The organism is Marinobacter sp. DSM 26671 (genome assembly GCF_900112835.1).
GTDB lineage: Bacteria > Pseudomonadota > Gammaproteobacteria > Pseudomonadales > Oleiphilaceae > Marinobacter > Marinobacter flavimaris.
Genome location: NZ_FONF01000016.1, coordinates 19,811 through 41,696 on the forward strand (window position 1 = coordinate 19,811; position 21,886 = coordinate 41,696).

19 protein-coding genes are annotated in these 21,886 nt (G+C 59.3%); 9 read left to right on the forward strand and 10 right to left on the reverse strand.

Annotation, left to right across the window (positions count from 1 at the left end):
* Window positions 1-4: 4 nt before the first annotated feature.
* On the reverse strand, window positions 5-370 hold the full coding sequence (locus BM035_RS16060; RefSeq protein ID WP_008173227.1) for a hypothetical protein: 366 nt from the start codon (window positions 368-370) through the stop codon (window positions 5-7).
* Window positions 371-588: 218 nt separating this feature from the next.
* On the opposite strand from BM035_RS16060, the gene BM035_RS16065 reads away from it, so the two are divergent.
* Window positions 589-1,191 carry a hypothetical protein gene (locus BM035_RS16065; protein WP_008173230.1) on the forward strand — a complete coding sequence of 201 codons (603 nt, stop codon included), beginning with the start codon at window positions 589-591 and terminating at the stop codon, window positions 1,189-1,191.
* A gap of 7 nt (window positions 1,192-1,198) precedes the next feature.
* A complete protein-coding gene (locus BM035_RS16070; protein WP_053114170.1) occupies window positions 1,199-3,415 on the forward strand; it encodes a patatin-like phospholipase family protein in 2,217 nt (738 codons plus the stop codon).
* 6 nt (window positions 3,416-3,421) lie between these two features.
* On the opposite strand, the gene BM035_RS16075 is transcribed toward BM035_RS16070, so the two are convergent.
* The 3 genes from BM035_RS16075 to BM035_RS16085 form a co-directional block, all read right to left on the reverse strand.
* On the reverse strand, window positions 3,422-4,099 hold the full coding sequence (locus tag BM035_RS16075) for a GntR family transcriptional regulator (RefSeq protein ID WP_008173234.1): 678 nt from the start codon (window positions 4,097-4,099) through the stop codon (window positions 3,422-3,424).
* An 83-nt stretch (window positions 4,100-4,182) separates the two neighbouring features.
* Window positions 4,183-5,613 (reverse strand): cardiolipin synthase, encoded by a 1,431-nt coding sequence (cls, locus tag BM035_RS16080; protein ID WP_014575864.1) that lies wholly within the window; start codon window positions 5,611-5,613, stop codon window positions 4,183-4,185.
* A complete protein-coding gene (locus tag BM035_RS16085; RefSeq protein ID WP_008173236.1) occupies window positions 5,613-6,689 on the reverse strand; it encodes an AraC family transcriptional regulator in 1,077 nt (358 codons plus the stop codon). The genes cls and BM035_RS16085 overlap by 1 nt, the downstream gene beginning before the upstream one ends.
* A 389-nt stretch (window positions 6,690-7,078) precedes the next feature.
* Here BM035_RS16085 and BM035_RS16090 point away from each other — a divergent pair, with 389 nt between their 5' ends.
* The 4 genes from BM035_RS16090 (at window position 7,079) to BM035_RS16105 (ending at window position 10,589) form a co-directional block, all read left to right on the forward strand.
* Window positions 7,079-7,876: an alpha/beta fold hydrolase gene (locus BM035_RS16090; protein ID WP_008173240.1), complete on the forward strand. Its 798-nt coding sequence runs from the start codon at window positions 7,079-7,081 to the stop codon at window positions 7,874-7,876.
* 101 nt (window positions 7,877-7,977) lie between these two features.
* A complete protein-coding gene (locus BM035_RS16095) occupies window positions 7,978-9,063 on the forward strand; it encodes an SMP-30/gluconolactonase/LRE family protein (protein ID WP_008173243.1) in 1,086 nt (361 codons plus the stop codon).
* A complete protein-coding gene (locus BM035_RS16100) occupies window positions 9,063-9,524 on the forward strand; it encodes an acyl-CoA thioesterase (RefSeq protein WP_092033148.1) in 462 nt (153 codons plus the stop codon). The genes BM035_RS16095 and BM035_RS16100 overlap by 1 nt, the downstream gene beginning before the upstream one ends.
* An 81-nt stretch (window positions 9,525-9,605) precedes the next feature.
* Window positions 9,606-10,589, forward strand: coding sequence for an NADP-dependent oxidoreductase (locus BM035_RS16105; protein ID WP_008173247.1), 984 nt, complete (start codon window positions 9,606-9,608; stop codon window positions 10,587-10,589).
* On the opposite strand, the gene BM035_RS16110 is transcribed toward BM035_RS16105, so the two are convergent.
* The 3 genes from BM035_RS16110 to BM035_RS16120 form a co-directional block, all read right to left on the reverse strand.
* Window positions 10,575-12,452 carry a cation:proton antiporter gene (locus BM035_RS16110; RefSeq protein WP_092033151.1) on the reverse strand — a complete coding sequence of 626 codons (1,878 nt, stop codon included), beginning with the start codon at window positions 12,450-12,452 and terminating at the stop codon, window positions 10,575-10,577. The two genes, BM035_RS16105 and BM035_RS16110, sit on opposite strands and share 15 nt — an antisense overlap.
* Before the next feature lie 21 nt (window positions 12,453-12,473).
* On the reverse strand, window positions 12,474-13,265 hold the full coding sequence (gene tcdA / locus BM035_RS16115) for a tRNA cyclic N6-threonylcarbamoyladenosine(37) synthase TcdA (protein ID WP_169702126.1): 792 nt from the start codon (window positions 13,263-13,265) through the stop codon (window positions 12,474-12,476).
* Window positions 13,266-13,537: 272 nt separating this feature from the next.
* On the reverse strand, window positions 13,538-15,313 hold the full coding sequence (locus BM035_RS16120; protein ID WP_092033153.1) for an acyl-CoA dehydrogenase C-terminal domain-containing protein: 1,776 nt from the start codon (window positions 15,311-15,313) through the stop codon (window positions 13,538-13,540).
* A gap of 170 nt (window positions 15,314-15,483) precedes the next feature.
* Here BM035_RS16120 and BM035_RS16125 point away from each other — a divergent pair, with 170 nt between their 5' ends.
* Complete coding sequence (locus BM035_RS16125) at window positions 15,484-16,227, forward strand: SDR family oxidoreductase (RefSeq protein WP_092033156.1); 744 nt, start codon at window positions 15,484-15,486, stop codon at window positions 16,225-16,227.
* Between the two features lie 79 nt (window positions 16,228-16,306).
* Here BM035_RS16125 and BM035_RS16130 read toward each other — a convergent pair whose 3' ends face one another.
* Both BM035_RS16130 and BM035_RS16135 read right to left on the reverse strand, forming a co-directional pair.
* Window positions 16,307-16,945 carry a ChrR family anti-sigma-E factor gene (locus BM035_RS16130; protein WP_053114198.1) on the reverse strand — a complete coding sequence of 213 codons (639 nt, stop codon included), beginning with the start codon at window positions 16,943-16,945 and terminating at the stop codon, window positions 16,307-16,309.
* Entirely contained in the window at window positions 16,942-17,541 is a 600-nt protein-coding gene (locus BM035_RS16135; RefSeq protein ID WP_053114200.1) for a sigma-70 family RNA polymerase sigma factor, read from the reverse strand. Before BM035_RS16135 ends, BM035_RS16130 begins: the two co-directional genes overlap by 4 nt.
* A gap of 239 nt (window positions 17,542-17,780) precedes the next feature.
* On the opposite strand from BM035_RS16135, the gene BM035_RS16140 reads away from it, so the two are divergent.
* A complete protein-coding gene (locus BM035_RS16140) occupies window positions 17,781-18,818 on the forward strand; it encodes an AraC family transcriptional regulator (RefSeq protein WP_092033159.1) in 1,038 nt (345 codons plus the stop codon).
* A gap of 6 nt (window positions 18,819-18,824) precedes the next feature.
* Here the strand turns inward: BM035_RS16140 and speA are convergent, their stop codons facing one another.
* A complete protein-coding gene (gene speA, locus BM035_RS16145) occupies window positions 18,825-20,735 on the reverse strand; it encodes a biosynthetic arginine decarboxylase (RefSeq protein WP_053114204.1) in 1,911 nt (636 codons plus the stop codon).
* Window positions 20,736-20,946: 211 nt separating this feature from the next.
* On the opposite strand from speA, the gene speE reads away from it, so the two are divergent.
* The gene (gene speE / locus BM035_RS16150; protein ID WP_014575878.1) at window positions 20,947-21,828 is read left to right on the forward strand and encodes a polyamine aminopropyltransferase; all 882 of its coding nucleotides are present in this window, start codon (window positions 20,947-20,949) and stop codon (window positions 21,826-21,828) included.
* Window positions 21,829-21,886: the final 58 nt, after the last annotated feature.

Sequence of the window (21,886 nt, forward strand, 5' to 3'; positions counted from 1 at the left end):
TGGGTTACAGACAATCGAACTGCGAGCGACGGTCGAAAGCGACCGAGACCATGTCGTAACCGGAATCCGAGAGTTGGCGGATCAGGTCGCGGTCTTTCAGCAGAGTCATGCAGACCTTGTGCACGCTGGCCTGAAGCTGTTCAGAGGCCATGTCGTTAGAAGCCAGGCGGAAATCCACAATCAGGTATTTGCGCTCGACCGCCGCGCTGGCGGGGATATCCTGTCGTTCAACGCTCTCGTACCCGATATAGGTCGCCTGGGCTTCCGGAAACACCTGGCTCATGAGTACATCAAGATTTTCGGCATGAACAAGCGGTGCCGACAGCAAAAGGGCTGTGGCAGCGAGGCGAAGTGAGCGTGTGATCGTCATTGGAGGCCACTCCCTGGTGACATTCCGGTTAATCTGTAACCAAGTGTAAAGTTTGGTTACCGTTGATTATTGCAGAGTCTGTCGCATTTTGCGTGATATGTGACATTAATTTTTCAATTGTTTGCAGTCTCGATACAGTGACGACCGGGCTTTCGGGCTCCCGGTCCGGTGCACGATCAACTATGATGTGGGTAAGACGGACTTAGAGAGGAAAACGCATGTTTCAGCTTGTCTTTAAAGGGGAATGCGTTCCCGGAACGGATCTGGAAACGGCGCGCAACAATGCCAGAACCCTGTTCAAGGCGTCTCTTGATCAGGTTGATCGCATGTTCAGTGGTCAGCCGGTGGTTATTCGCAACAAGCTGGAAGAGGTTCAGGCTGAAAAATACCGGGCGGTGTTGAAAAAGCACGGCATGGTAGCTTATGTCCAGCCGATGGCTGACGCCCGGCCTGCTGCCAGTGCGGCACCACAGCCAGCCCCGTCGGCCCCCGCAAGTCAGCCCCGTCCGCAGCCGGCGCCCTCTGCCCCGCCGGCGGAAGGGCAGCGCCGTGGGGTTCCTGAAACCGAGCCTGGCGATCGTTTGCCGGTGGCGGGCGAGAAGGTGGATACGATACTTTCCGGCTCCGGTCTGAGTCTGGATCCGGTCGGGGTCAACCTGACAGAGAAGACCGAAGTGGAGCCACCGATGTTTCAGCATCTGGACGAGTGGAGCCTTGCTCCGGCTGGCAGTGATCTGGGTGTCGAGCGTGACCTGCCGCCGCCGATGATACCTGACGTATCCCACCTGTCACTGGCGGACGACTCCTCCGAGCGGAAATAACCTAATTGTGAGCCAGTGCAACCCCTGGGGCCGGAATGCCCCTCGACTGATCGCCGTCATCATGATTCTCTTGGCACCACTGGCTTCGGCTGAGGAGCGTCCCAAGGTAGGGCTGGTTCTGAGTGGCGGCGGCGCCAAGGGTATGGCCCATGTTGGCGTGCTGCGGGTTCTGGAGGAAATGCGGGTTCCTGTTGATCTGGTGGTGGGCACCAGCGCGGGTTCCGCAGTCGGTGCCCTGTATGCCAGTGGTATGCCGGTCAGTGACATCGAGCAGCGCTTTATCGAGATGGACTGGCTTTCCAGCTTTCGCGACGATCCCGGCCGGGTCTACAAGCCGGTTCGGCGCAAGCAGGATGACTGGCGGTTTCCGGTGGTCCCGGGCATCGGTGTTCGCGCCGATGGCCTGCGTGTCGGCGGCGGGCTGATTGCCGGGCAGAATCTAGGTTTTATCCTCAACGAGCTGACCCACAACGCCGCCCTGGTTGAAGACTTCGACCGGCTCCCCATTCCCTTCAGGGCGGTTGCCACCGATCTCGAGACCGGTGAGCAGGTGGTCATCGGTGACGGTAACCTCTCCGAGGCCATCCGTGCCAGCATGAGTATTCCCGGGGTATACGCGCCGGTGGAACGTGATGGCCAGTTGCTGGTGGATGGGGGCGTCGCCAACAACCTGCCCATCAGCGTTGCCAGGGATTTGGGCGCCGACATCATCATCGCAGTGGATATTACCGACAGTCTGATGGAAACCGACGAGCTGCGGGGCGCGTTTTCCGTTGTCGGTCAACTCACAACCATCATGACCCGTCGGAACACCGACCAGCAGCTGGATCTGCTCGCCGAAGACGATGTTCTGATCCGCCCCGACCTCGAAGGCTACACCTCCGCTGATTTTTACGATGCGCCGGTTCTGTTTGAGCTGGGCGCCAGCTCGGCCCGGGAACACGGCGTCGAACTGCGTCCGTTGGCATTATCCCGCAAGGCCTGGGCCGATTGGCGCGACAGCGTGTCAGCGCAGGACGCGGGTGCGCGTATCGTGTCACGCATCGAGATCGAAGACAGTCGTCGGTTGGCCCGGGACTTCCTCAAGGAACGAATCCGGCAGAGAATCGGAGAGCCACTGGACACCGCCCGCCTGGAAGCCGACCTCAAACGGATCTACGGGCTTGGCTATTACGAGATTGTGTCCTATTCGACCTCGTCTTTGCCCGAGGGAACCGTTCTGACCATCCGCGTCCAGGAGAAGAGCTGGGGGCCGAACTACCTGTCTTTCGGTTTGAGTTATGAGGATAACTTTGACGGGGAAACCCGGTTCAATCTTGCCTCTTCCCTTCGAATGACCGAGCTCAATGCCCTGGGCGGGGAGTGGCAGACCGGTGTTCAGCTGGGCACCGAGCCCTGGGTTCGCAGCCAGTGGTATCAGCCGCTGGATTACGGCTATGAGCGTTTTCTGGTGCTCGGTGGCGAGTACTCCCGGGATACCTTCAGCCTGTTTGATGCCGCCGGAACCCGCGTTACGGAGGTGGATGTGACCTTCCGGAAAGCGGATCTGGCACTGGGCATGGAAATCGGCGGCAATGCCGAAGTTCGCCTGATCTATGCGCGGGGCTATGCGACGGTTGACGAGCAGATCGGGCAACCGGTAGCGCCGGAGGGGTCGGTGCACCAGGGTGGGCTGGCCGTGCAACTGGTACACGACTCTCTGGACGATACTTTCTATCCTCGCGACGGTGGCTTTGCCGGCCTCCGTGGACGTTTTGAACGGGAGGGCCTGGGATCCGACCGGGAGTTCGATTCGGTAACCGGCCTGGCGCTGGGAACCGGAAGCTGGAAAGGCCTGACCCTGACCGGACTGGTCTTCGGCCATGCGGTAACCCGGGGCACTCCCGGAATTGAAAATGCCGTCCGCCTGGGTGGATTCCGCCGGCTATCGGCATACGCGCCGGGTGAGATTACCGGAGACAACGCGTTAATGGTTTCAGCCTATGCCAGCCAGACCTTTGGCGGCCCGCTGCTGCCCTGGTTCGTTGGCGCCGGGTTCGAGGCGGGTAATGCCTGGCCCTCTCTGGATGAGGCGAGCTGGGACAGTTCGGTGAAATCGTCCAGCGTATTCGCCGGCGTGGATACCTTCCTCGGCCCGGTTCAGGTGGCCGCAGCCTACAACAACGAAGACAACTGGACGGCCTACCTGAACATTGGTTTCTCGTTCACCCAGCTCTTTTACTGAGTGCCTTCAGGCCGTTCTGCTGCCGGTCTTTTCAATGGCAGTGAGAACCTGCTGGCATTGTTGCAGGGCATAGCGGTGCAGGATGTCTGCCAGGCGATCCTCATCCCGATCCTTGATGGCACTGATTGACTGTTCCATGTGGGACAGGTTGTCCTCAATGACACGATTGCCTCCTTCCTGGAAGGCGACGAAGGCACAGCGCTTTGCCGAAGGCCAGAGGTCATCAATGGCAGAGACAATGAAGTAGTTGTCGGCATAGGCCAGCGATGCCTTGGTGTACTCAATGCCCAGCTCCAGAAACGCCATAAGATCGTTTTTCCTGTAGCAGGCCTGCATCTGCTCATACAGGCTCTCCAGCCGGGCCATGTCCTCGGGCTGCCAGTGACGCACCAGCTTGCGACCGGTGTGGGTGAGGTAGAGCTCCAGAGTCTCGTACAGGCTGCGAACGAAGTATTCATCCAGCGGAGTCACGAACGCGCCTTTGCGGGGTACGTTGCGGACCAGATGCCGCTTCTCCAGCAGCAGCAAGCCCTCCCGTATGGATCCATGACTGACGTCCATCTGTTTCGCCATGGCGCCCTCGTAGATCCGTTCACCGGAGCGCAGCTGGCCAAAGGCAATCAGGTTTTCGATGTGGCGTGCGACCTGTTCGGTCAGTGTTTCTCTGGGCTTGAAGGCATTCATGGTGATCTGTCGCTACTGCATACTGGCTGAATCGTCCTGGCATAGTCGCACATCGGCTATTCCGGAGCCAGTGGGCGGATGGCCTATAGCAGTGGCGCCAGCAGGCGGACGGCCCGGCAACACAGGCGGAACAGGATCGACCGATCCTTGTAGTCGCTCTCGATCATCAGGCGGGAATTGTCCAGATCGTGTTCCAGCATGGATTCCACACTCCGGATGAAATGCCTTGCGGTGGTTATGGCGGTGATCTCGAAATTCAGTCGCATCGAGCGGTTGTCCATGTTGGCGGTTCCCACCGCCGCGTATCGATCATCCACCAGGATCACTTTCTGATGCATGAAGCCAGGCTGGTAGCGATAGATGCCGATGCCGGTCTTGCAGGCCTGGACGAGGTAAGAGTAAGCCGCCAGGCCAATCAGGCGGCTGTCCGATTTCTCCGGAATCAGGATTCGTACGTCCACGCCCCGAAGCGCCGCCAACTGAAGGGCGTTCATGATCTGGAAATCCGGAACAAAATAGGGCGAGGCGATCCAGAGCCGGGTGCGGGCATTATTGATGCAATTGAGGAAAAACAGTGTGCAGGTTTCCCAGCTGTCCGCAGGTCCTGTTGGCAGCATCAGCACCTCGTCGTCGCCGGGCTGGTTGTCGACCGGCGCCCAGTCGAGGCTGGGAAAATCGTTGCTGGCCCAGTTCCAGTCTTCCAGCCATGCCAGCTGCAGGCCGGTGACGGCCGGACCCTCAATCCGGCAGTGGGTATCGCGCCAGGGTTCCTGGTCCATGGCAGTGCCCAGGTATTCGTCTCCCAGGTTGATGCCACCCACAAAGCCGATCTTGCCGTCGCAGACCAGCAGTTTCCGGTGGTTCCGGAAATTGATCTGGAACCGCCTCCGGCGGATGTTGCCGTTACCGAACGAGGCCACGCGGGCGCCGGCGGCGGCGAGCTGGTTCAGGTACTTGCGCGGCAGCCAGACGCTGCCAATGTCGTCATACAGAAACCAGACTTCCACACCCTGGGCCAGTTTGCGCTCGAGAATTGACTTGATCCGGCGGCCAACCCGGTCTGACCGCACGATGTAGAATTCCAGCAGGATATAGTGCTCGGCGTCTTCCATGGCTTCGAACAGGGCCTCGAACGTGGCCTCACCGTCCCTGAGCAGGGTACATCGGTTGCCATCGGTGAACGGCTGCCGGCCCAGTCGGCAGAGCACCTGAAGTTCGTCGGTGAACCGTTCGCTGGCGGGGATGGGTATGGAGGTTGTTTGCTGCTCGAACCGGTTCAGCAGATTGGTCAGGGATTCGTCGCCAAGCCGTCGGGCTTTCACGTAGCCGCCAAACCGATGCCGCCCGAACAGCACGAACATGGGCACAGCCAGGTAGGGCAGGCCGATCAGGGCAATGACCCAGGCAATGGCACCCTGTGTTGTCCGATAGGTCAGAAGAATACGGTAAATACAGGCAAATGCGCCCAGGTAAACGGCCCCGACCACCAGTGCAACGAGAGACAGCTCGTCCATCATTGCGCTCCCTCATCTGCCTGGTGGCCGTAGGGCCCCGATGTGGCCAGATGCCTTGCCCGGTACTCTGCCGGTGAGGTGCCGGTCCAGCGCTTGAACGCCCGGCTGAAGGCGCTGAGCTCTGAAAAACCCAGCAGAAAAGCAATTTCACCCAGAGCGTACTGGTCGGCCGCAACATACCTGAGCGCCTTGTCCTGGCGAACCTGCTCAACCAGGCCATGGAAGCTCAGGCCTTCCTTCTTGAGCTTGCGGTAGAGCGTCTGGCGGCTCATATGGCATTGCCGGGCAAGGCTGTCGGCATCGATTCTTTCGGTCGCCATCTGCTTCGAGATCAGTCGGCGAATCCTGCGGCCGAACGAGCGGCGGCTCTGAAGCCTCGCCAGCAGCGTATTGACCTGCTTCAGTACTGCCGAATACACGTAGGGATTGCGGCGTGGTATCGGGTGCCCCAGATGCCGGCTGTTGAACGCCAGCCGGGTAATACCGCAATCAAACCGCACCGGGCCACCGAGGAGCTTTTCGTACTCGTCGGCGTACACCGGCGCCGGATGGGCGATCTCTACCCATTCCGCCCGGATGCCCGGATGAATGAAGTGGCGGGTACGGGTGATGGCCGCAGCCAGGGTCCGGTCCATATCCTGCCGGCAGTAATGTTCGGCCATGTCCGGTTGCCAGCAGAGAATGGCCTGGTCGGCGGTCTGTTCGAAGCTCAGGAATACCGACTCGTTGATCAGCCGATGCAGGCGCACGTACTGGGTAACGGCTTCACCCAGGGTGTCACAGTTGAAAAACACATGCCCGACCAGTCCCATCCGCTCGGGATCCACCACTTTTCCGGCGTGCAGCCCGACAGCCGGATCGCCCGTTACCAGCTCGGCGTGTTCCCACAGCCGGTAATGGGCATCGGCGGGCACGCGCCGGTCCGGGTCGGTGAGCTCCGACATGGCCAGCCCGGTCAGCTGTTCCACCCTTGGCGCATTGAGAACACCCTGGCGTTCCAGATAGTGAACCAGCGCCAGCGTGCTGGAGGCAGCGACCAGGGGTGCGCTGGTGGAGTCTGATTGGGCAGATGTCACGTTGATAGTTAACGACCTGTCATGATGACTGATACAAAATGTCAAGTGGGTGCAACGGCCTGTCAAGGGTTACCCGTGGCTTTAACGATAGCATCAACGTATCAGGTTGAAGCAATGGAAAAGCAATCAGGAGGTGTTTTATGGAACAGGAAATTTTCGTACCTCATACCGAGCTTGAGCGTAAAAACGTGATTGAGCTTGCCGAGTATCTGAACAGCATCTTCTATTGCTGATCCTTCAGACGTCACGTCTATGACCTTCAAGCCGGGCTTTGCCCGGCTTTTTTTCGTCCACGGAAAATGACCGCTAATACCGGCACTTGCTCGCAAGACTGGCAGTGGTAATGTATCCGGTCTGAGAACGCAGACCAATCCGGAGACTGACTGCCCATGACTGTTGCGCTGAACCACCGCATTACCGGCGAAGGCCCGCCCCTGATACTGCTGCACGGGCTGTTCGGCTCCCTGGACAACCTGGGGGGTATCGCCCGCCGTCTGGAAGACCAGTGGCAGATTCACGCACTGGACGAGCGCAACCACGGGAGTTCGCCCCACACGGATACCATGGACTATCCGGCCATGGCCGCCGACGTCATCGCCTACATGGACGCCCAGGCGCTGGACAAGGTGAGCCTGCTGGGTCATTCCATGGGTGGCAAGGTGGCGATGCAGGTTGCCCTCCAGGCTCCGGAGCGCGTGGAAAAACTGATCGTGGCCGACATTGCCCCGGTAAACTACAAACCCCGGCACGATGCTATTCTGGACGGGTTGACCAGCATGGATCTGACCGGTGTGCGTTCCCGTCAGGACGCAGACAGGCTGATGGCAGATTTTGTCGAAGAGCCGGGTGTTCGCCAGTTCCTGCTGAAAAACCTGGAACGGATTCCCCGCGAAGACCAGCAGGAGGGCGGGCCAATGTTCCGGTGGCGGCTCAATCTGCCGGTTATCGATGCCTGCTATGAACATCTGGCCAGGGCGCCGGAGGGTGATGGCCCGTTTGATGGTCCTGTGCTGTTTCTGAAGGGCGCGGATTCGGCCTACATCCAGGAAAAACACCGGGATGATATCCAGCGACTGTTCCCGCAGGCACAGCTGCGTATTATCCAGGGGACCGGCCACTGGCTGCACGCTGAGAAAGCCGACTCCTTTGCTGCCCTGTGCCGCCGTTTCCTCAGCGCCGATGAATGATGGTGTCCTGCGTAGGGCATTTTCCTGCTCACCGGCCCGTCTGCTAAGGTGGGCCAATCGCTGACACACGGAATGGACACAACAACAGGCGGGCAGAGTGTATGAAATGGCTGATGGTGGGTTTGCTGGTTGTCTTCCTGCTGCTTGGCAGTTTCCTGCTGACTCCCTCGCCCGTCGACAGCAAAGCCTGGAACCCCCCATCGCCGCCTCCGCTGACCGGTGAGGTTGCGCCAAATGAGCGCCTGAGGCTTGCGGACCTGATCGCCAGGGGCCAGGTATACGGCCCCGAGGACACAGCCGTGAGCGAGGATGGTGTGCTTTATACCGGCACCCAGGATGGCTTCATCGTGCGGGTGTTCCCGGATGGCCGGGTTGAAAACTGGTTGTCCACCGATGGTCGGCCCCTGGGCGTGGTGTTTGACAGCCAGGGCAATCTCATCGTTGCAGACTCCTGGCGGGGGCTGCTGTCTATCAGTCCTGAGGGCGAGATCACCGTACTGGCCCGCGAGGCGGAGGGAACGCTGTTCCGCTTCACCGATGACGTCGACATTGCCGATGACGGGCGCATTTATTTCACCGACGCCAGCTCCAAGTTCCATCAGCCGGAATACATGCTGGATCTTCTGGAAATGCGTCCCCATGGCCGCCTGCTCCGCTACTCTCCAAAAACCGGCAAGGCCGAGGTTCTCCTGGCCAACCTGCATTTTGCCAATGGTGTTGCGGTATCTCCGGAGGGCGACTATGTGCTGGTTAACGAAACCTGGAAATATCGCATCCTCCGATACTGGATTCACGGGCCCAAAGCCGGCCAGGCGGAAGTCTTTGCCGACAATCTGCCCGGTTTTCCCGATAACCTCGCGGTGGATGATCAGGGGCGCTACTGGGTGGCGTTTCCTACCCTCAGAGATTCGAGGATGGACGCCATGCACCCCCGGCCCTGGCTCAAGGATCTGGTGGCTAAACTCCCGAGCAGCCTGAAACCTGCGCCACAAGAATATGGTCTTGTGATCGCGTTCGACCGGGATGGTGAGGTTATTACCAGTCTCCACGACACTCGCGGGACCCATCTGCAGGAAATCACCTCGGTGAATCCTCACGATGGCAACCTGTACTTTGGTTCACTTCACAATGATCGTATTGGTCGGCTACCGTTGCAGGCCATTCCGGGTCTGGGGGACAGTAACTGATGCAGCAATACGATATTGACTGGGATCTGCCGGCGCCTTTCACGATCGAGATAGCGGTACGGCCCGAGGATACCGATCGGCTTGGGCACGCCAACAACGTTGTTTACGTACGCTGGCTGGAAGACGTCAGCTGGGCCCATATAGAAAGCCTGGGTATGACCTGGGAATTGCACGAGAAAACCGGCAAGGCGATGGCCATTACCCGCACGGAAATCGATTACCTGGCCTCGGCGAACGCCGGCGATCAACTGGTTCTGGGGACCTGGCTCACCGATTATGATGGTCGGTTCCGGTCTGCACGGCAGTTCCAGCTCGTTCGTCCCTCGGATGGCAAAACCTTGGTCAGGGCCGTTTCCACTCACGCCTGTGTTGATCTGAAAAGCCAGCGGCCTGCCCGTGCGCCCAAAGAGTTCGCTGAGATTCTCGGTTCCGCTGTGGTAGCCGGAGGCAAAGGGCTGTAGGTCACCCGAGGTCTTTTGTGCTTTACTTCAGCTAATCTTGTTCAAAGCCAATCCCGTTTAACCTGTTGTCCGGAGATCTTCATGGAAAATACTGCCGATCAGAACGCTGAAGCCACGATGCGCCATGTGATCTACGATCGCTTTGGTGAGCGTGACGTCCTGCAAGTGGTCTCGGCCGATGTGCCAGTCCCCGGAGACGATCAGGTGCTCGTCAGGGTGCACGGTGCGGGGCTCAATCCGATCGACTGGAAAACCCGGAAGGGGCTTGGTTTCGCGGCGCGGCAGATCGAGAATTCGTTGCCGTGGACGCCCGGTTACGATGTCGCCGGAGAGGTTGTCGGAGTAGGTGCCAACGTGACCACCCTTGCGCCCGGTGACCGTGTCATGGGCATGGTCGGATTCCCGGCCGGCGGTGGCGGTTATGCGCAGTATGCCCTGGCCGCGGCCGATGAACTGGCTATCGTGCCGGAAGAACTGGACCTGGTGTCTGCAGGTGCCTTGCCCCTGGCGGCACTGACCGCATGGCAGGCTCTGTTTGAGATGGCGAAACTGGAGTCGGGGCAGAAAATCCTGATCCACGCCGGCGCCGGTGGCGTGGGCCATTTTGCGGTGCAGTTTGCATTGGAGCGCGGTGCCCATGTCATTGCAACGGCCTCGGCCGGTAACCGGGATTTCCTGGCGGAACTCGGGGTCCACGAGGTGATTGACTACCGCAACACGGATATCGCCGAAGAGTGCTATGGTCTGGACGTGGTACTGGACCTTGTTGGGGGTGATACCGGCAAACGCTCCCTGCACACCCTCGGCGAACATGGAGTCCTCGTGACCATCCCGACGGTTACCGCCGACGAAATCATCAGTGCTGCCGAGGAAATGGGTTTACGCGCCCATGGCATGACTGTGCGTCCCGACGTATTTCACCTGGATGAGATTGCCGAGCTGATTGAGGACGGTGACGTCAAGGTGCACATCGAAAAAGCGTTCGCGCTGGACGATGTCGCGCAGGCCCACGAACTGCTGGAAGGCGGGCACGTGCGCGGCAAGCTGGTGCTAGATTGTCGATGAGGGTTCCTGATCGGCCGGTTGATCCTGGCTGGCCGATGGTTCTCCTCCCTCTTTCTCCTTGCGCTCCTTGCGGGCCTGGGGCGGTACCAGGCTGATCAGGATCCAGTCGTTTTCCGGTTTCAGGTCTTTCATGCTGCAAACCGGGGCGACGTGTTCCTTGCTGTCGAACGTGAACAGCACCAGGGCCTGGTTCTGGTATTTGTTCAGGAACTCCTCGTAACCGAATTCCTCACTCAACTGGGTGGTCTTTACGGTGTAGCCCTGGCTCACCAGACTGGCCAGCTTGGCGTAGCTGACGCCATCGAACAGGCCCCGGGTCATCTGTATTTTTTCAGCCGTCTGATGCCGGGCCTTCTGGTCCTGATCACCTTCGGCCAGGCTGAACACGCACTTGTTTCCGAACCAGTCCAGGAAGTGGTACGTGGCCAGTGAGTTCATGTGCTTGTACGGGGAGATCACCAGCAGCTTACCGATGCCTGTCAGGTCCAGATGGGTCGATGCATGCTCGGAAACCGGGTTGCCGAAGTACACCTGCAGGTTCTCCATGCGGGCCTGACGGACGTTTTCCCAGTTGGTGTCCGCCAGGGTCACGGGCACCTCATACTTTTTCAGGGCCATGCCAATCATACGGGCCACCGGATTGGCGCCCAGGATCAGGAAGCCGTATTCCGCTGGTTCCGCGACCTTCAATAGGCGGGCAACCGGCCGTGCGGTGAGGCTCTGCAGAGTAACGGTGGCGATAATCAGCATAAACACCAGGGGTACCAGGGCGCCGGCACTCTCATAACCCAACTTCTGCAGCTGGAAAGCGAACAGCGCTGACACCGCGGCCGCGACGATGCCCCGGGGGGCGATCCAGCTCAGAAATAGCTTTTCCCGCAAGTTCAGGTTGGTGCCGATGGCCGACAGGAAAATACTCAGGGGGCGGGCTACCAGCATCAGCAGGGCCAGCACAGCCACCAGGCCCCAACCCAATTCGGCAATCGCCGCAAACTCAACCCGCGCCGCCAGAATAATGAACAGGGCCGAAATCAGGAGAACACTCAGGGATTCCTTGAACTCCAGAATGCTCTCGATAGGCACCTGCTTCATGTTGGCCATCCAGATGCCCATCACCGTCACCGTCAACAGGCCCGACTCATGGGCCAGTTCGTTCGAGATGGCGTACACGCCGAGCATGAAGGTGAGGGTGCCGGCGTTATGCAGGTACTGGGGAATCCAGTGTTTGCGCAACACGATGCCATTGAGATAACCGGCTCCAGCGCCCATCAGGAAACCCACGGCCAGGGTCTTGCCGAATATGTACAGCGAGTGGCCAAACACGTTGCCCTGGCCCCAGGAGACAATCCCCTCGAACACCAGGACCGCCAGCAGTGCCCCGACCGGGTCAATGATGATGCCTTCCCAGCGAAGTATGTTGGCCAGTTTGGAGTCCGGTCGTACGGACCGCAGCAGCGGTGCAATCACGGTCGGGCCGGTGACAATCGAGATGGCGCCAAACAGCAGGGCGACCGCCCAGGAGACATCCAGCAGCCACCGGGCGGCAAGGGTGCCGATGATGCAGGTGACAATGGAGCCTACCGGAATGAGGTTGCGGACCATCTTGCCGTGGCCGCGGATTTCCTCGTAGCGCAGGGTCAGGCTGCCTTCGAACAGGATGATGGCAACGGCGAGGGAAATGACCGGGAACAGCAGGTCCCCGAAAACCACTTCCGGGGACAGGAAGCCGAGAACAGGCCCGGCGGCAATGCCGCCAGCCAGCAGGAACAGGATGGCGGGCATACGCACGCGCCAGGCAAGCCACTGGCAGAACAATGATAAAACGCCAATGCTGGCAAGAAGCAGGACAGTGCTGACTGGCATAATGGTTTCAGTTCCGTTGATCTATTGGTTGGCGCGCCGGGCAATCCGGTTCAGGAGTCGGGAAGCCGCAAATAAACCGAAGCTGGCGGTCACCGGGCTGGCGGCGCCAAAGCCGGAGGCGCAATCCAGGCGCACCGGACCGTCGGTGGCCGGTTTCTGCAGGCACACTTCCCCGTCTCCGGCAGGATACGTCAGCTGCTCGAGGGAGTATACGGCCTCAATGCCAAAGCGCCGCTTTGGATTCCGGGAAAAGCCATATTCCCGCCGCAGAAGGTTTCGAACCTTGGCCAGCAGTGGGTCCTGGGTTGTTTTGCTGAGGTCTGCCACCTGGATCTGAGTGGGGTCGATCTGTCCGCCTGCGCCGCCGGCACAGACCAGAGGAATTTTCCGGCGCTGGCAGTGGGCAATCAGGGCGGCCTTGGCTTTGACGCTGTCGATGGCGTCGATCACCCCGGTCATGTCTTCGGTGATCAGCTCGCTGACGTTCTTCGTGGTCAGGAAGCCGAAATGCACCCGAATGTCGGCTTCCGGGTTGATCGCCCGCAACCGGTCTGCCATGGCGTCGGTTTTGGTACGGCCGTACTGGCCTTCCAGGGCGTGGAGCTGGCGGTTGGTGTTGGACACACAGACATCGTCCATGTCGATCAGGGTGATGGTACCAACGCCACTTCGGGCCAGGGCTTCAGCGGCCCAGGACCCGACCCCGCCAAGACCGACCACAGCAATATTGGCGTGACGAAAGGCTTCCAGGGCCCGGCGCCCGTAGAGTCGTTCGATGCCACCAAAGCGGAAAGCGTAATCGTCGGCGTTCATGGTGTCCCCGTGCAGGTCCGGTCGCAGACCGGACAGAATCAAAGATCGCAATTGTAACCCAGTGACCGCACAGACAAAAAAGGACCATAAAAAAAGCCACGCAGGGCGTGGCTTTCAAAGTGCCCAGTCCGACGGGGAGCTGGGCGGGACTAGTTCAGAGACACTAATCAACGTGATCATTATCAATGGCCAGTGCATTCACCTGAAGGTCACAAGCTGTCATTGATCGGTCATTTCCGGCCAGGCCTTGGGAGCACTGGCCGGATAGCGGATCACGCGGCCCAGTGGTCGTCCGAGAACGCCATCAGGCTGTCCTTGCCACTCTGAATGTCACCCAGCAGCCAGTCGACTTCCGGAAGCAGCTTTTCAAAGTAGAAGCGGGCAGAGACAACCTTGCTCTCGAGCAGGGGCTTGTTACCTTCGCCGGCGGCAAGCTGTTCGTTGGCAACGTTTGCCATCCTGGACCAGAGGTAACCGATGACCGTCAGCGCCATCAGGCGCAGATACGGTGTCGCGGCGGCGCCCGCCTGCTCCGGATCTTTCGGTGCGTTGCTGGCCAGCCACATGGTGGCTGTCTCAAGCGCCTTCATGGCGTTTTTCAGCTCTTCACGGTGCGGCGCTTCCGGATTGTCCTTCAGATATCCGCTCAGGGTGCCAAAGAGGGTGCGCACCAACTGACCGCCTTTCAGACTCAGCTTGCGGCCCACGAGGTCCATGGCCTGAATGCCGTTGGTGCCCTCGTAGATCCTGGCGATCCGGCCGTCACGAACCAGCTGCTCCAGCGGCCAGTCGGTGGTGAAGCCCGAGCCACCCAGTACCTGCAGCCCGGTGTTGGCGTTGTTGAAGCCTTCGTCTGTCAGGAACGACTTCACCACCGGGGTAAGCAGTTGAACCAGATCGTCCGCGGATTCCCGAACGGTCTCGTCTGGATGGGCGACAGAGAGATCCAGTTGGTGGCCAGCAAACAGGGCCAGAGCACGCATGCCCTCGTTCAGAACTTTCTGGCGCATCAGCATTCGGCGTACATCCGGATGCACGATGATCGGGTCTGCGGGACCATCGGGGTTCTTCGGGCCGCTCAGTGAACGGCTCTGCAGGCGCTCACGGGCAAAGCCGAGGCTTTCCTGGTAGGCCATTTCGGCCAGGCCCAGGCCCTGCATACCAACCATCAGGCGCGCCTCGTTCATCATGGTGAACATGGCACGCATACCATCGTTCGGCTCGCCGACAAGCCAGCCTTTGGCGCCCTCGAAGTTCATGACGCAGGTTGCAGAACCCTTGATGCCCATTTTGTGCTCAAGGCCGCCACAGAAGGCCGGGTTTCGCTCCCCGGATTCCGGCAGGAACTTGGGTACCACAAACAGGGAAATGCCCTTGGTGGTATCCGGCGCGCCGGGCAGCTTGGCCAGAACCAGATGCACGATGTTGTCCACCAGGTCGTGTTCGCCCCCGGTAATCCAGATCTTGGTACCTTCGATGGCGTAGCTGCCGTCATCGTTCGGGTTGGCGCGGGTGCGAATCAGGCCAAGATCTGTGCCGCACTGGGGTTCGGTCAGGCACATGGTGCCGGTCCACTCGCCGGAGATCAGTTTTTCCAGATAGATGTTTTTCAGTTCGTCCGACCCGTGTGCGTGCAGGGCACTGATGGCGCCATGGGTCAGGCCCGGATACATGCCCAGGGAGAGGTTGGTGGAGCAGACCATTTCGTCCACCACGAACTTCAGGGTGCGGGGCAGGCCCTGGCCGCCGTATTCAAGCGGTGCGTCCAGCGCTGTCCAGCCGCCCTCAACGAACTTCTTGTAGGCATCCTTGAATCCTTCGGGCGTTTTCACCGAGCGGGTCTCGGGATCGTAGGTACAGCCTTCCCGGTCGCCGACCTGGTTGGTGGGCTGGATGACTTCTGCGGCGAGCTTGCCAGCCTCGTCAATAACCGCGGAAATCAGATCCGGGGTGGCATCTGCGTATTTTTCCAGCTCATGCAGCCGGTCTGCGCCCAATACATCAAACAACAGAAAGCGAAGGTCATTCGCCGGAGCCTGGTATTGCATGGATACTCTCCTAGGTGCGCCGTTTTAACGGGAGCGCTGCAGCATTCGGCAGCGACCCGAAGATAATTTGAACACTGGTTTCATACGCCCGTTTTAATGCGCTGGTTCACCGTTTTGGCAGTCTGGACGATAGAATTTTCGTATGTCCTCCTGAACCAAGGAGGTATCAAATGAAACAAGTGTTGATAGCCGGGGTTTCCGGCGCAATCGGTGGCGCTTTGGCAAGCCGGTTGCTTGAGCGTGATTCCCAAACCAGGGTGATCGGGTTGTGCCGTGATCCGGAGAATGCGCCGGACGCTTTGCGCAGCCATCAGCGCATCACTTTGCTGCCCTGGGATGCCGAAAGCAGTGCCGCGCCCGGTGCGATTGCCGAGGCACTGGAATCGCTGCTAAACAGGGAGGATGGGATTGATAGCTTTATTTATGCCGCGGGGCTGCTTCACCGGCCGGATATGTTCCCGGAGAAGCGCCTTGAAGACCTCGATCCGCAGAGTATGGCGCGTGCGTTTGCTGTCAACGCAACCGGTTTCGGATTGCTGACCCAGGCGCTATTGCCATGGCTGCGACATCGGGCATTCAAACGGGTGGTGGCTATTTCCGCCAAGGTTGGCTCGATAACCGACAACGGGTTTGGCGGCTGGTATGCCTATCGTAGTTCAAAAGCGGCGCTGAATATGCTCGTTCGCAACCTGTCCATTGAGTTGCCGCGCCGGTGCAAGCCGCTAGCCTGCGTATCCCTGCATCCTGGCACGACCGAATCGGCGTTGAGCGAACCGTTCAGCCAATCTCTCGCCAAGCTTAACGTGCATACTCCAGAGGAGACGGCTACCAACCTTCTGGAGGTGCTCGATGGACTGGGGGAAGACGATAACGGAAAGTTTCTGAGCTGGGATGGTACAGAGCTGCCCTGGTAGTTCGGGCAACCCTGGTGTCGGCTACAAAAAAGGGGCGATTTCCATCGCCCCTTTTTCGTGTCCGTCATTCGGCGGAAGGTTACCGAATAAAGGGATTGAGCATCCGGGTAAAGGTGCCCGTGAGCTTCACCGGAGCACTCAACACGGAGAGTGTTATACAGTCCTCGCAACCAACCGCTACGGGCTTGTGTTCGTCCTCATCGTTCAGGACCACGAAATCCCACTGGTTAAACACCCCTTTCTGGTCTGCAAACGCACCCTGAAGGACGATGGTCGTTTCCTCGCCGCGATGCGTGTGGGCAGGCGCTTTGCCGCCGGCAGCGAGTTTCTGGAGTACAACCTGTTCTTTCTGACCGGGGAACCGGTCGGTGATGTCCAGGACGCTCACATCACCCAGCTGGCGCTTCCACGGCAAGCTGTTGAGATCTTCACCCAGTAGCTTCTGCAGGGCGCTGACCCTCGGGGCAGCCGCTGCTGCCGGCTCAGCTGCCGGCTCGCTGTCGATCTTTGAAAGAATGCTGTCGAACATGCTTTCAGAGACAGTCACCTTTGGCTGCTGCTCCATCATCACAGCCCCAAGGCTATCAAGCGTGTCCACACGGCTGCGGCAGTGGGAACACTTGTCCAGGTGGAGCTTGATGCACAGGGCATGGGGCTCGCTCAGGTTACCTGCGCTGTACTCCATCAGGCTCAGGCTGTCGGGATGGTGCCGTGTCATACGTTCTGGTCCTGCAAAATCACTTTCAGTTTATTCAATGCCAGGCGAACCCGGCTTTTCACGGTGCCAAGAGGAATGTCCAACTCGTCCGCAACCATCTGGTGCGACTTGTTTTCCATGTACACTTTGGCAATGACCGTAATCTGTTCTTCCGGCAGATGACTCAGGGATTCCCTGATTCGCCGTTCGGACATGAGACGGTGCAAAGAAGTGACCGGCTCGTTTTCGTTCTCACCCGGAATCTGCCAAAGGTCTTCTGTCTCGACCGGCATTTCAGCACTGGTACGCTGCATCTTTCTGAGCATGTCGATGCGCTGGTTACGGGCGATGGTAAATATCCACGTTGAAGCGGCAGCCTTGCGCCAGTCATAGAGACAGGATCGTCTCCAGATGGATACAAACACTTCCTGCACGAGCTCTTCCGCATGACTCGCCAGGCCATTGGCCATAGCGTAATACTTGATTTGCGGTCCAAAATGCTCGAACAGCGCGTGGTACGCCTCGCGATCCTGGTGCTTGCCCACTTTCTGCAGCATCTGGCTCCACGGGTCTTTTCGGCCCTCGGAACTGGCTGGCTTCTGATCCAGTGTGGTCACCGGACGCTCCTTGACAGTCGCATGATTTGAGCTTGTTCTGGTCATCATTCTATGCACTCGTCCCGGTTTTGTCAGTCGCAAGATTTACGGAGTGGTTTACGCGTTGGATCTGCCGGTCCGAAAAAAATGCAAAAAAGCTGGCGCCAGAGACGGTTGCCGGTCGTCTCGCCGGTAATTGCCGGAACAGCCCGAGCGGTCTAGTCTGAGCAATAAACCGAGACCGGAAGAAAACCATCCCCATGAATGCACCCGGCATTACCGGAAATTTGCTCGTTATCCGGGCGCACTATGCGGATATCCTCTGCCAGTTGGCGGAGGATCGGGGCCTGCAGCGTGGGCGGTTGCTGTCGGCCGCCGGAATCCGTCCGTCCATGCTTGGGCACCCGGACAATTTCATCACGGTTGATCAGTTCAGCGCCCTGTGTCGGGAAAGCCTGGCGCAAAGCGGTGATCCTGCCCTGGGGCTGGAGTTCGGCAAACGACTGAAGTTTACCACCCACGGTTCCCTCGCCCAGGCTGCCATCAGTTGCGACACCCTGGAGCAGGCGCTCACCGTGTTGATCAAGTATTTCCAGATCCGTTTTGTTTACATGAGGCTGTCTTTTTTCGTGGAGGATCGTGAGGCGGTCATCCAGCTGGATCTGGCCCACGGAATCGAGGAGCTATACCGTTTCAATGTTGACGTGGTGATGGCGTCGTTGATGGATGTAAACCTTTTACTGTTCGGTCAACGACTCCTGGACGGCGGCCGCTGCCTCTTAGACTTTCCGGAGCCCGGAGATGTCTCAGCCTATCGGCAGCTGTTTGGCAGTCAGATCTCGTTTGGCAGCGGTGTGAACCAGTTAAGGTTCAGGCGGGTGTTTCTGGACTCGCCCATGTCCCTGTCGAATCCGGTGACACGCCGGATTGCCGAGGCCCAGTGCGAAGAGGAAATGCGATTTATCGAAGGAGCAACATCGGTAGCCGACAGGGTGATGCGCCTGCTTGAGACGGGACGGAGTCAACGCTTGCCGGCTCTGGAAGACGTGGCCGAGCACCTGCAAATATCCACGAGGACACTACGCAGGCAGCTGGCAGCGGAAGGGGTCCGTTTCCAGCAGTTGCAGGATTCCCTGCGCCACCGCCGAGCGTTGGAGCTGCTGCGGCGCAATGAGCTGACCATCGACGAGATTGCCGACGCCCTCGGCTACAGCGACCCTTCCAACTTTGGCCGGGCCTTCCGAAAATGGGAAGGCCTCTCGCCCAGCGCCTGGCGTCGGACGCACCAGAAACCCTGACTCTGGCTATTCTTCCAGGTAGGTGTAGCCATCAAGACCGGCGGCCAGCTCCGCCAGCAGCGCTGACTGGGTCTCCGGCGCCAGGGTGGAGGCGGCGAACTTGCGTCGGTAGGCCTCCACCAGGGCATCCGGTTCAAAGTTCACATAGCGCAACACCTTGGCTACGGTATCGCCGGTGATGGGGTCGCTGATCTCGTAGCCACCTTCTGCCGTCAAGCGGACATCCACGGAATGAGTGTCGCCGAACAGGTTGTGCATGTCCCCCAGAATTTCCTGATAGGCACCGGTCATGAAAAAACCCATCAGCAGCGGTTCGCCGGTCTTTTCTTCAGGTAGAGGCAGGGTGGTCTCGGTGCCCTGGCCATCCACGTAACGATCGATTCGTCCGTCCGAATCGCAGGTGATGTCCTGGATGACGGCGCGGCGGTTCAGCGGCCGGTCCAGGCCGTTGATCGGCATCACCGGGAAGATCTGGTCGATGCCCCAGACATCCGGCAGTGACTGGAACAGGGAGAAATTCACAAACAGCTTCTCGGCCAGTTTCTCATTGAGCTCGTCGATGATTTCCCGGTGGGCCCGGTTGCTGCTGTCCAACTGATTGCGAAGCAGGCGGCAACAGCGGGTGTACAGCGTCTCCGCATCTGCCCGTTCCTGCAGAGAGAGCACGCCGTGGGCAAACTGCGCATGGACGTCGGCCATGGCATGCAGGACGTCGTGGTAGATCTCGGCCAATGAACGCGGCGTGTTGGTATCCTGCAGGCTGTCGAGATCGCGCCAGAGGTCGTGCAGTGGCGCGGAGGCGTTATCGTCTGGTTGTTCCGGCGTCCGGTTTTCCGGTGCTTCGCGGTCGATCACGTTGGTTACCAGCACCGAATGGTGGGCGGTCAGGGCCCGGCCGGATTCGCTGATCAGGTCCGGGTGGGGAATGCCGTGGCGATCACACTCCGCCTGCAGAACATGCACCACGTTATAGGCGTATTCGTAAACGCTGTAGTTCATGGAGCAGCTGCTGCGGGAGCGGGTGCCCTCGTAGTCCACACCCAGGCCGCCGCCGATATCCACCGTGCCCACCGGAGCGCCCATCTGGCGCAGTTCACTGTAGAAGCGGGCACATTCCCGGAGACCGGTCTGGATGTCACGGATGTTGGCAATCTGGGAGCCAAGATGGAAGTGCAAAAGTTGCAGGGTGTCCAGGGCACCCGCCTCGCGCAGGGTGTCGACGACATCCAGGACCTGGCTGGCAGACAGTCCGAATTTCGACTTTTCACCACCTGTGTTCTGCCAGTTGCCCTTGCCGATGGTGGCCAGACGCGCCCGCACGCCGATCAGGGGCGAAACGCCCAGGCTTTTTGCCTCCTCCAGGATAAGTGGCAGTTCGGATTTTTTCTCCACCACGATGAACACCCGGTGACCCAGGGTCTGGCCGATCAGGGCCAGGCGGATGTACTCCCGGTCTTTGTAGCCGTTGCAGACGATCACCGATCCCGGTTGCTGTGACATCGCCAGCACCGCCATCAATTCCGGCTTGCTGCCTGCTTCGAGGCCTATCTGCCCTTTAGAGGCAGCGGGCTCGGCGGCCAGCAGTTCCTCGACCACGCGGCGTTGCTGGTTGACCTTGATCGGGTAGACCGCTGTGTAACGGCCCTGGTAGGCATGTTCTTCTGCGACCTTGTTGAAGGCATTGCACAGTTTGTTGACGCGGTCGTGGAGGATATCAACGAAGCGCACCAGCACCGGCAACTGAATCCCGGAGTCGGTCAGTGTTCGGGTCAGCTCCGGCAGGTTGATCCGTGCCGGGCTCTGGCCCCGATCCGGACGAATCAGTACCTGTCCCTGGTCGTTGACACCTATGTAGCCATCGCTCCAGTGGGCAATGTTGTAAACCTTGTGGGCCGGGGTGGCGCTGGCTTCGCTCATGCTTGCTATCCTGTCAGGAAACACTGGCCGGCAGGGAATTGTTCGGCAGCCGGCTTCTGGCCGACATTGTATGGATTCCCGCCACGGGCTAAAAGAACCGGGCAGGGAAAATATCTGGCCGGTTGCCGCGATTATCGCTTTAGCTCACGGTAAGGCGTCCCTACAATACGCCCTTTTAACACAGCCCATGGCCCACATCGGGAGGCAAGACATGACAGCACTCAATGACGGCTGGTTTACCGAGGTATTCCAGGATCAGGGGACAGCGTTCTCCCTGCAGGTGAAAAAGAAGCTCCATGAGGAGCAGACGCCGTTCCAGAAACTGGAAATCTACGAGACCGAGACCTTTGGCAACCTGATGGTTCTGGATGGCTGCGTGATGCTGACCACCCGCGATAACTTCCTGTACCACGAGATGATGACGCACCCGGCCCTGTTTACCCACCGCGATCCGAAAAAGGTGGTGATTGTTGGCGGCGGAGACTGTGGCACCCTGAAAGAGGTGCTCAAGCATCCGGGCATCGAGGAAGCCTGGCAGGTAGAAATTGATGAACGGGTAACCCGCGTGTCTGAAGAGTATTTTCCGGAATTGTGCGAGGCCAACAGCGACCCGCGCGCCAATTTCTTCTTTGGCGACGGGATCCAGTGGATGCGGGATATTGAGCCGAACAGCGTTGACCTCATCATTATCGACAGCACCGATCCGGTAGGCCCCGCTGAAGGCCTGTTTGCCCTGGATTTTTATCGGGATGCCATGCTGGCGCTGCGCGAGGGCGGGATTATTGTTCAGCAGAGCGAATCACCGCTGCTCCACACCCATAGCATTATCAAAGGTATTCACGAGGATATGCGCCAGGCGGGGTTTGAGCATGTACAGACCTTGCCATTTCCGCAGCCGGTTTATCCGACGGGCTGGTGGAGTTGCACCATGGCGAGCAAGGAGAATCCGATCAAGTATTTCCGAGAGGAAGATGCCAACAATCGCCCGTTCGTAACCCGCTACTACAATGCCGGTGTTCATCGGGGTGCGCTGGCAATGCCTCAGTTCATGGTCGACGCGCTTGAGGATGAGGTGAGACCGACAGAAGGCTAGGCAAGGTCGGACTTACAAAAAAGGGGCGCCAACTGGCGCCCCTTTTTACTTGCACTGT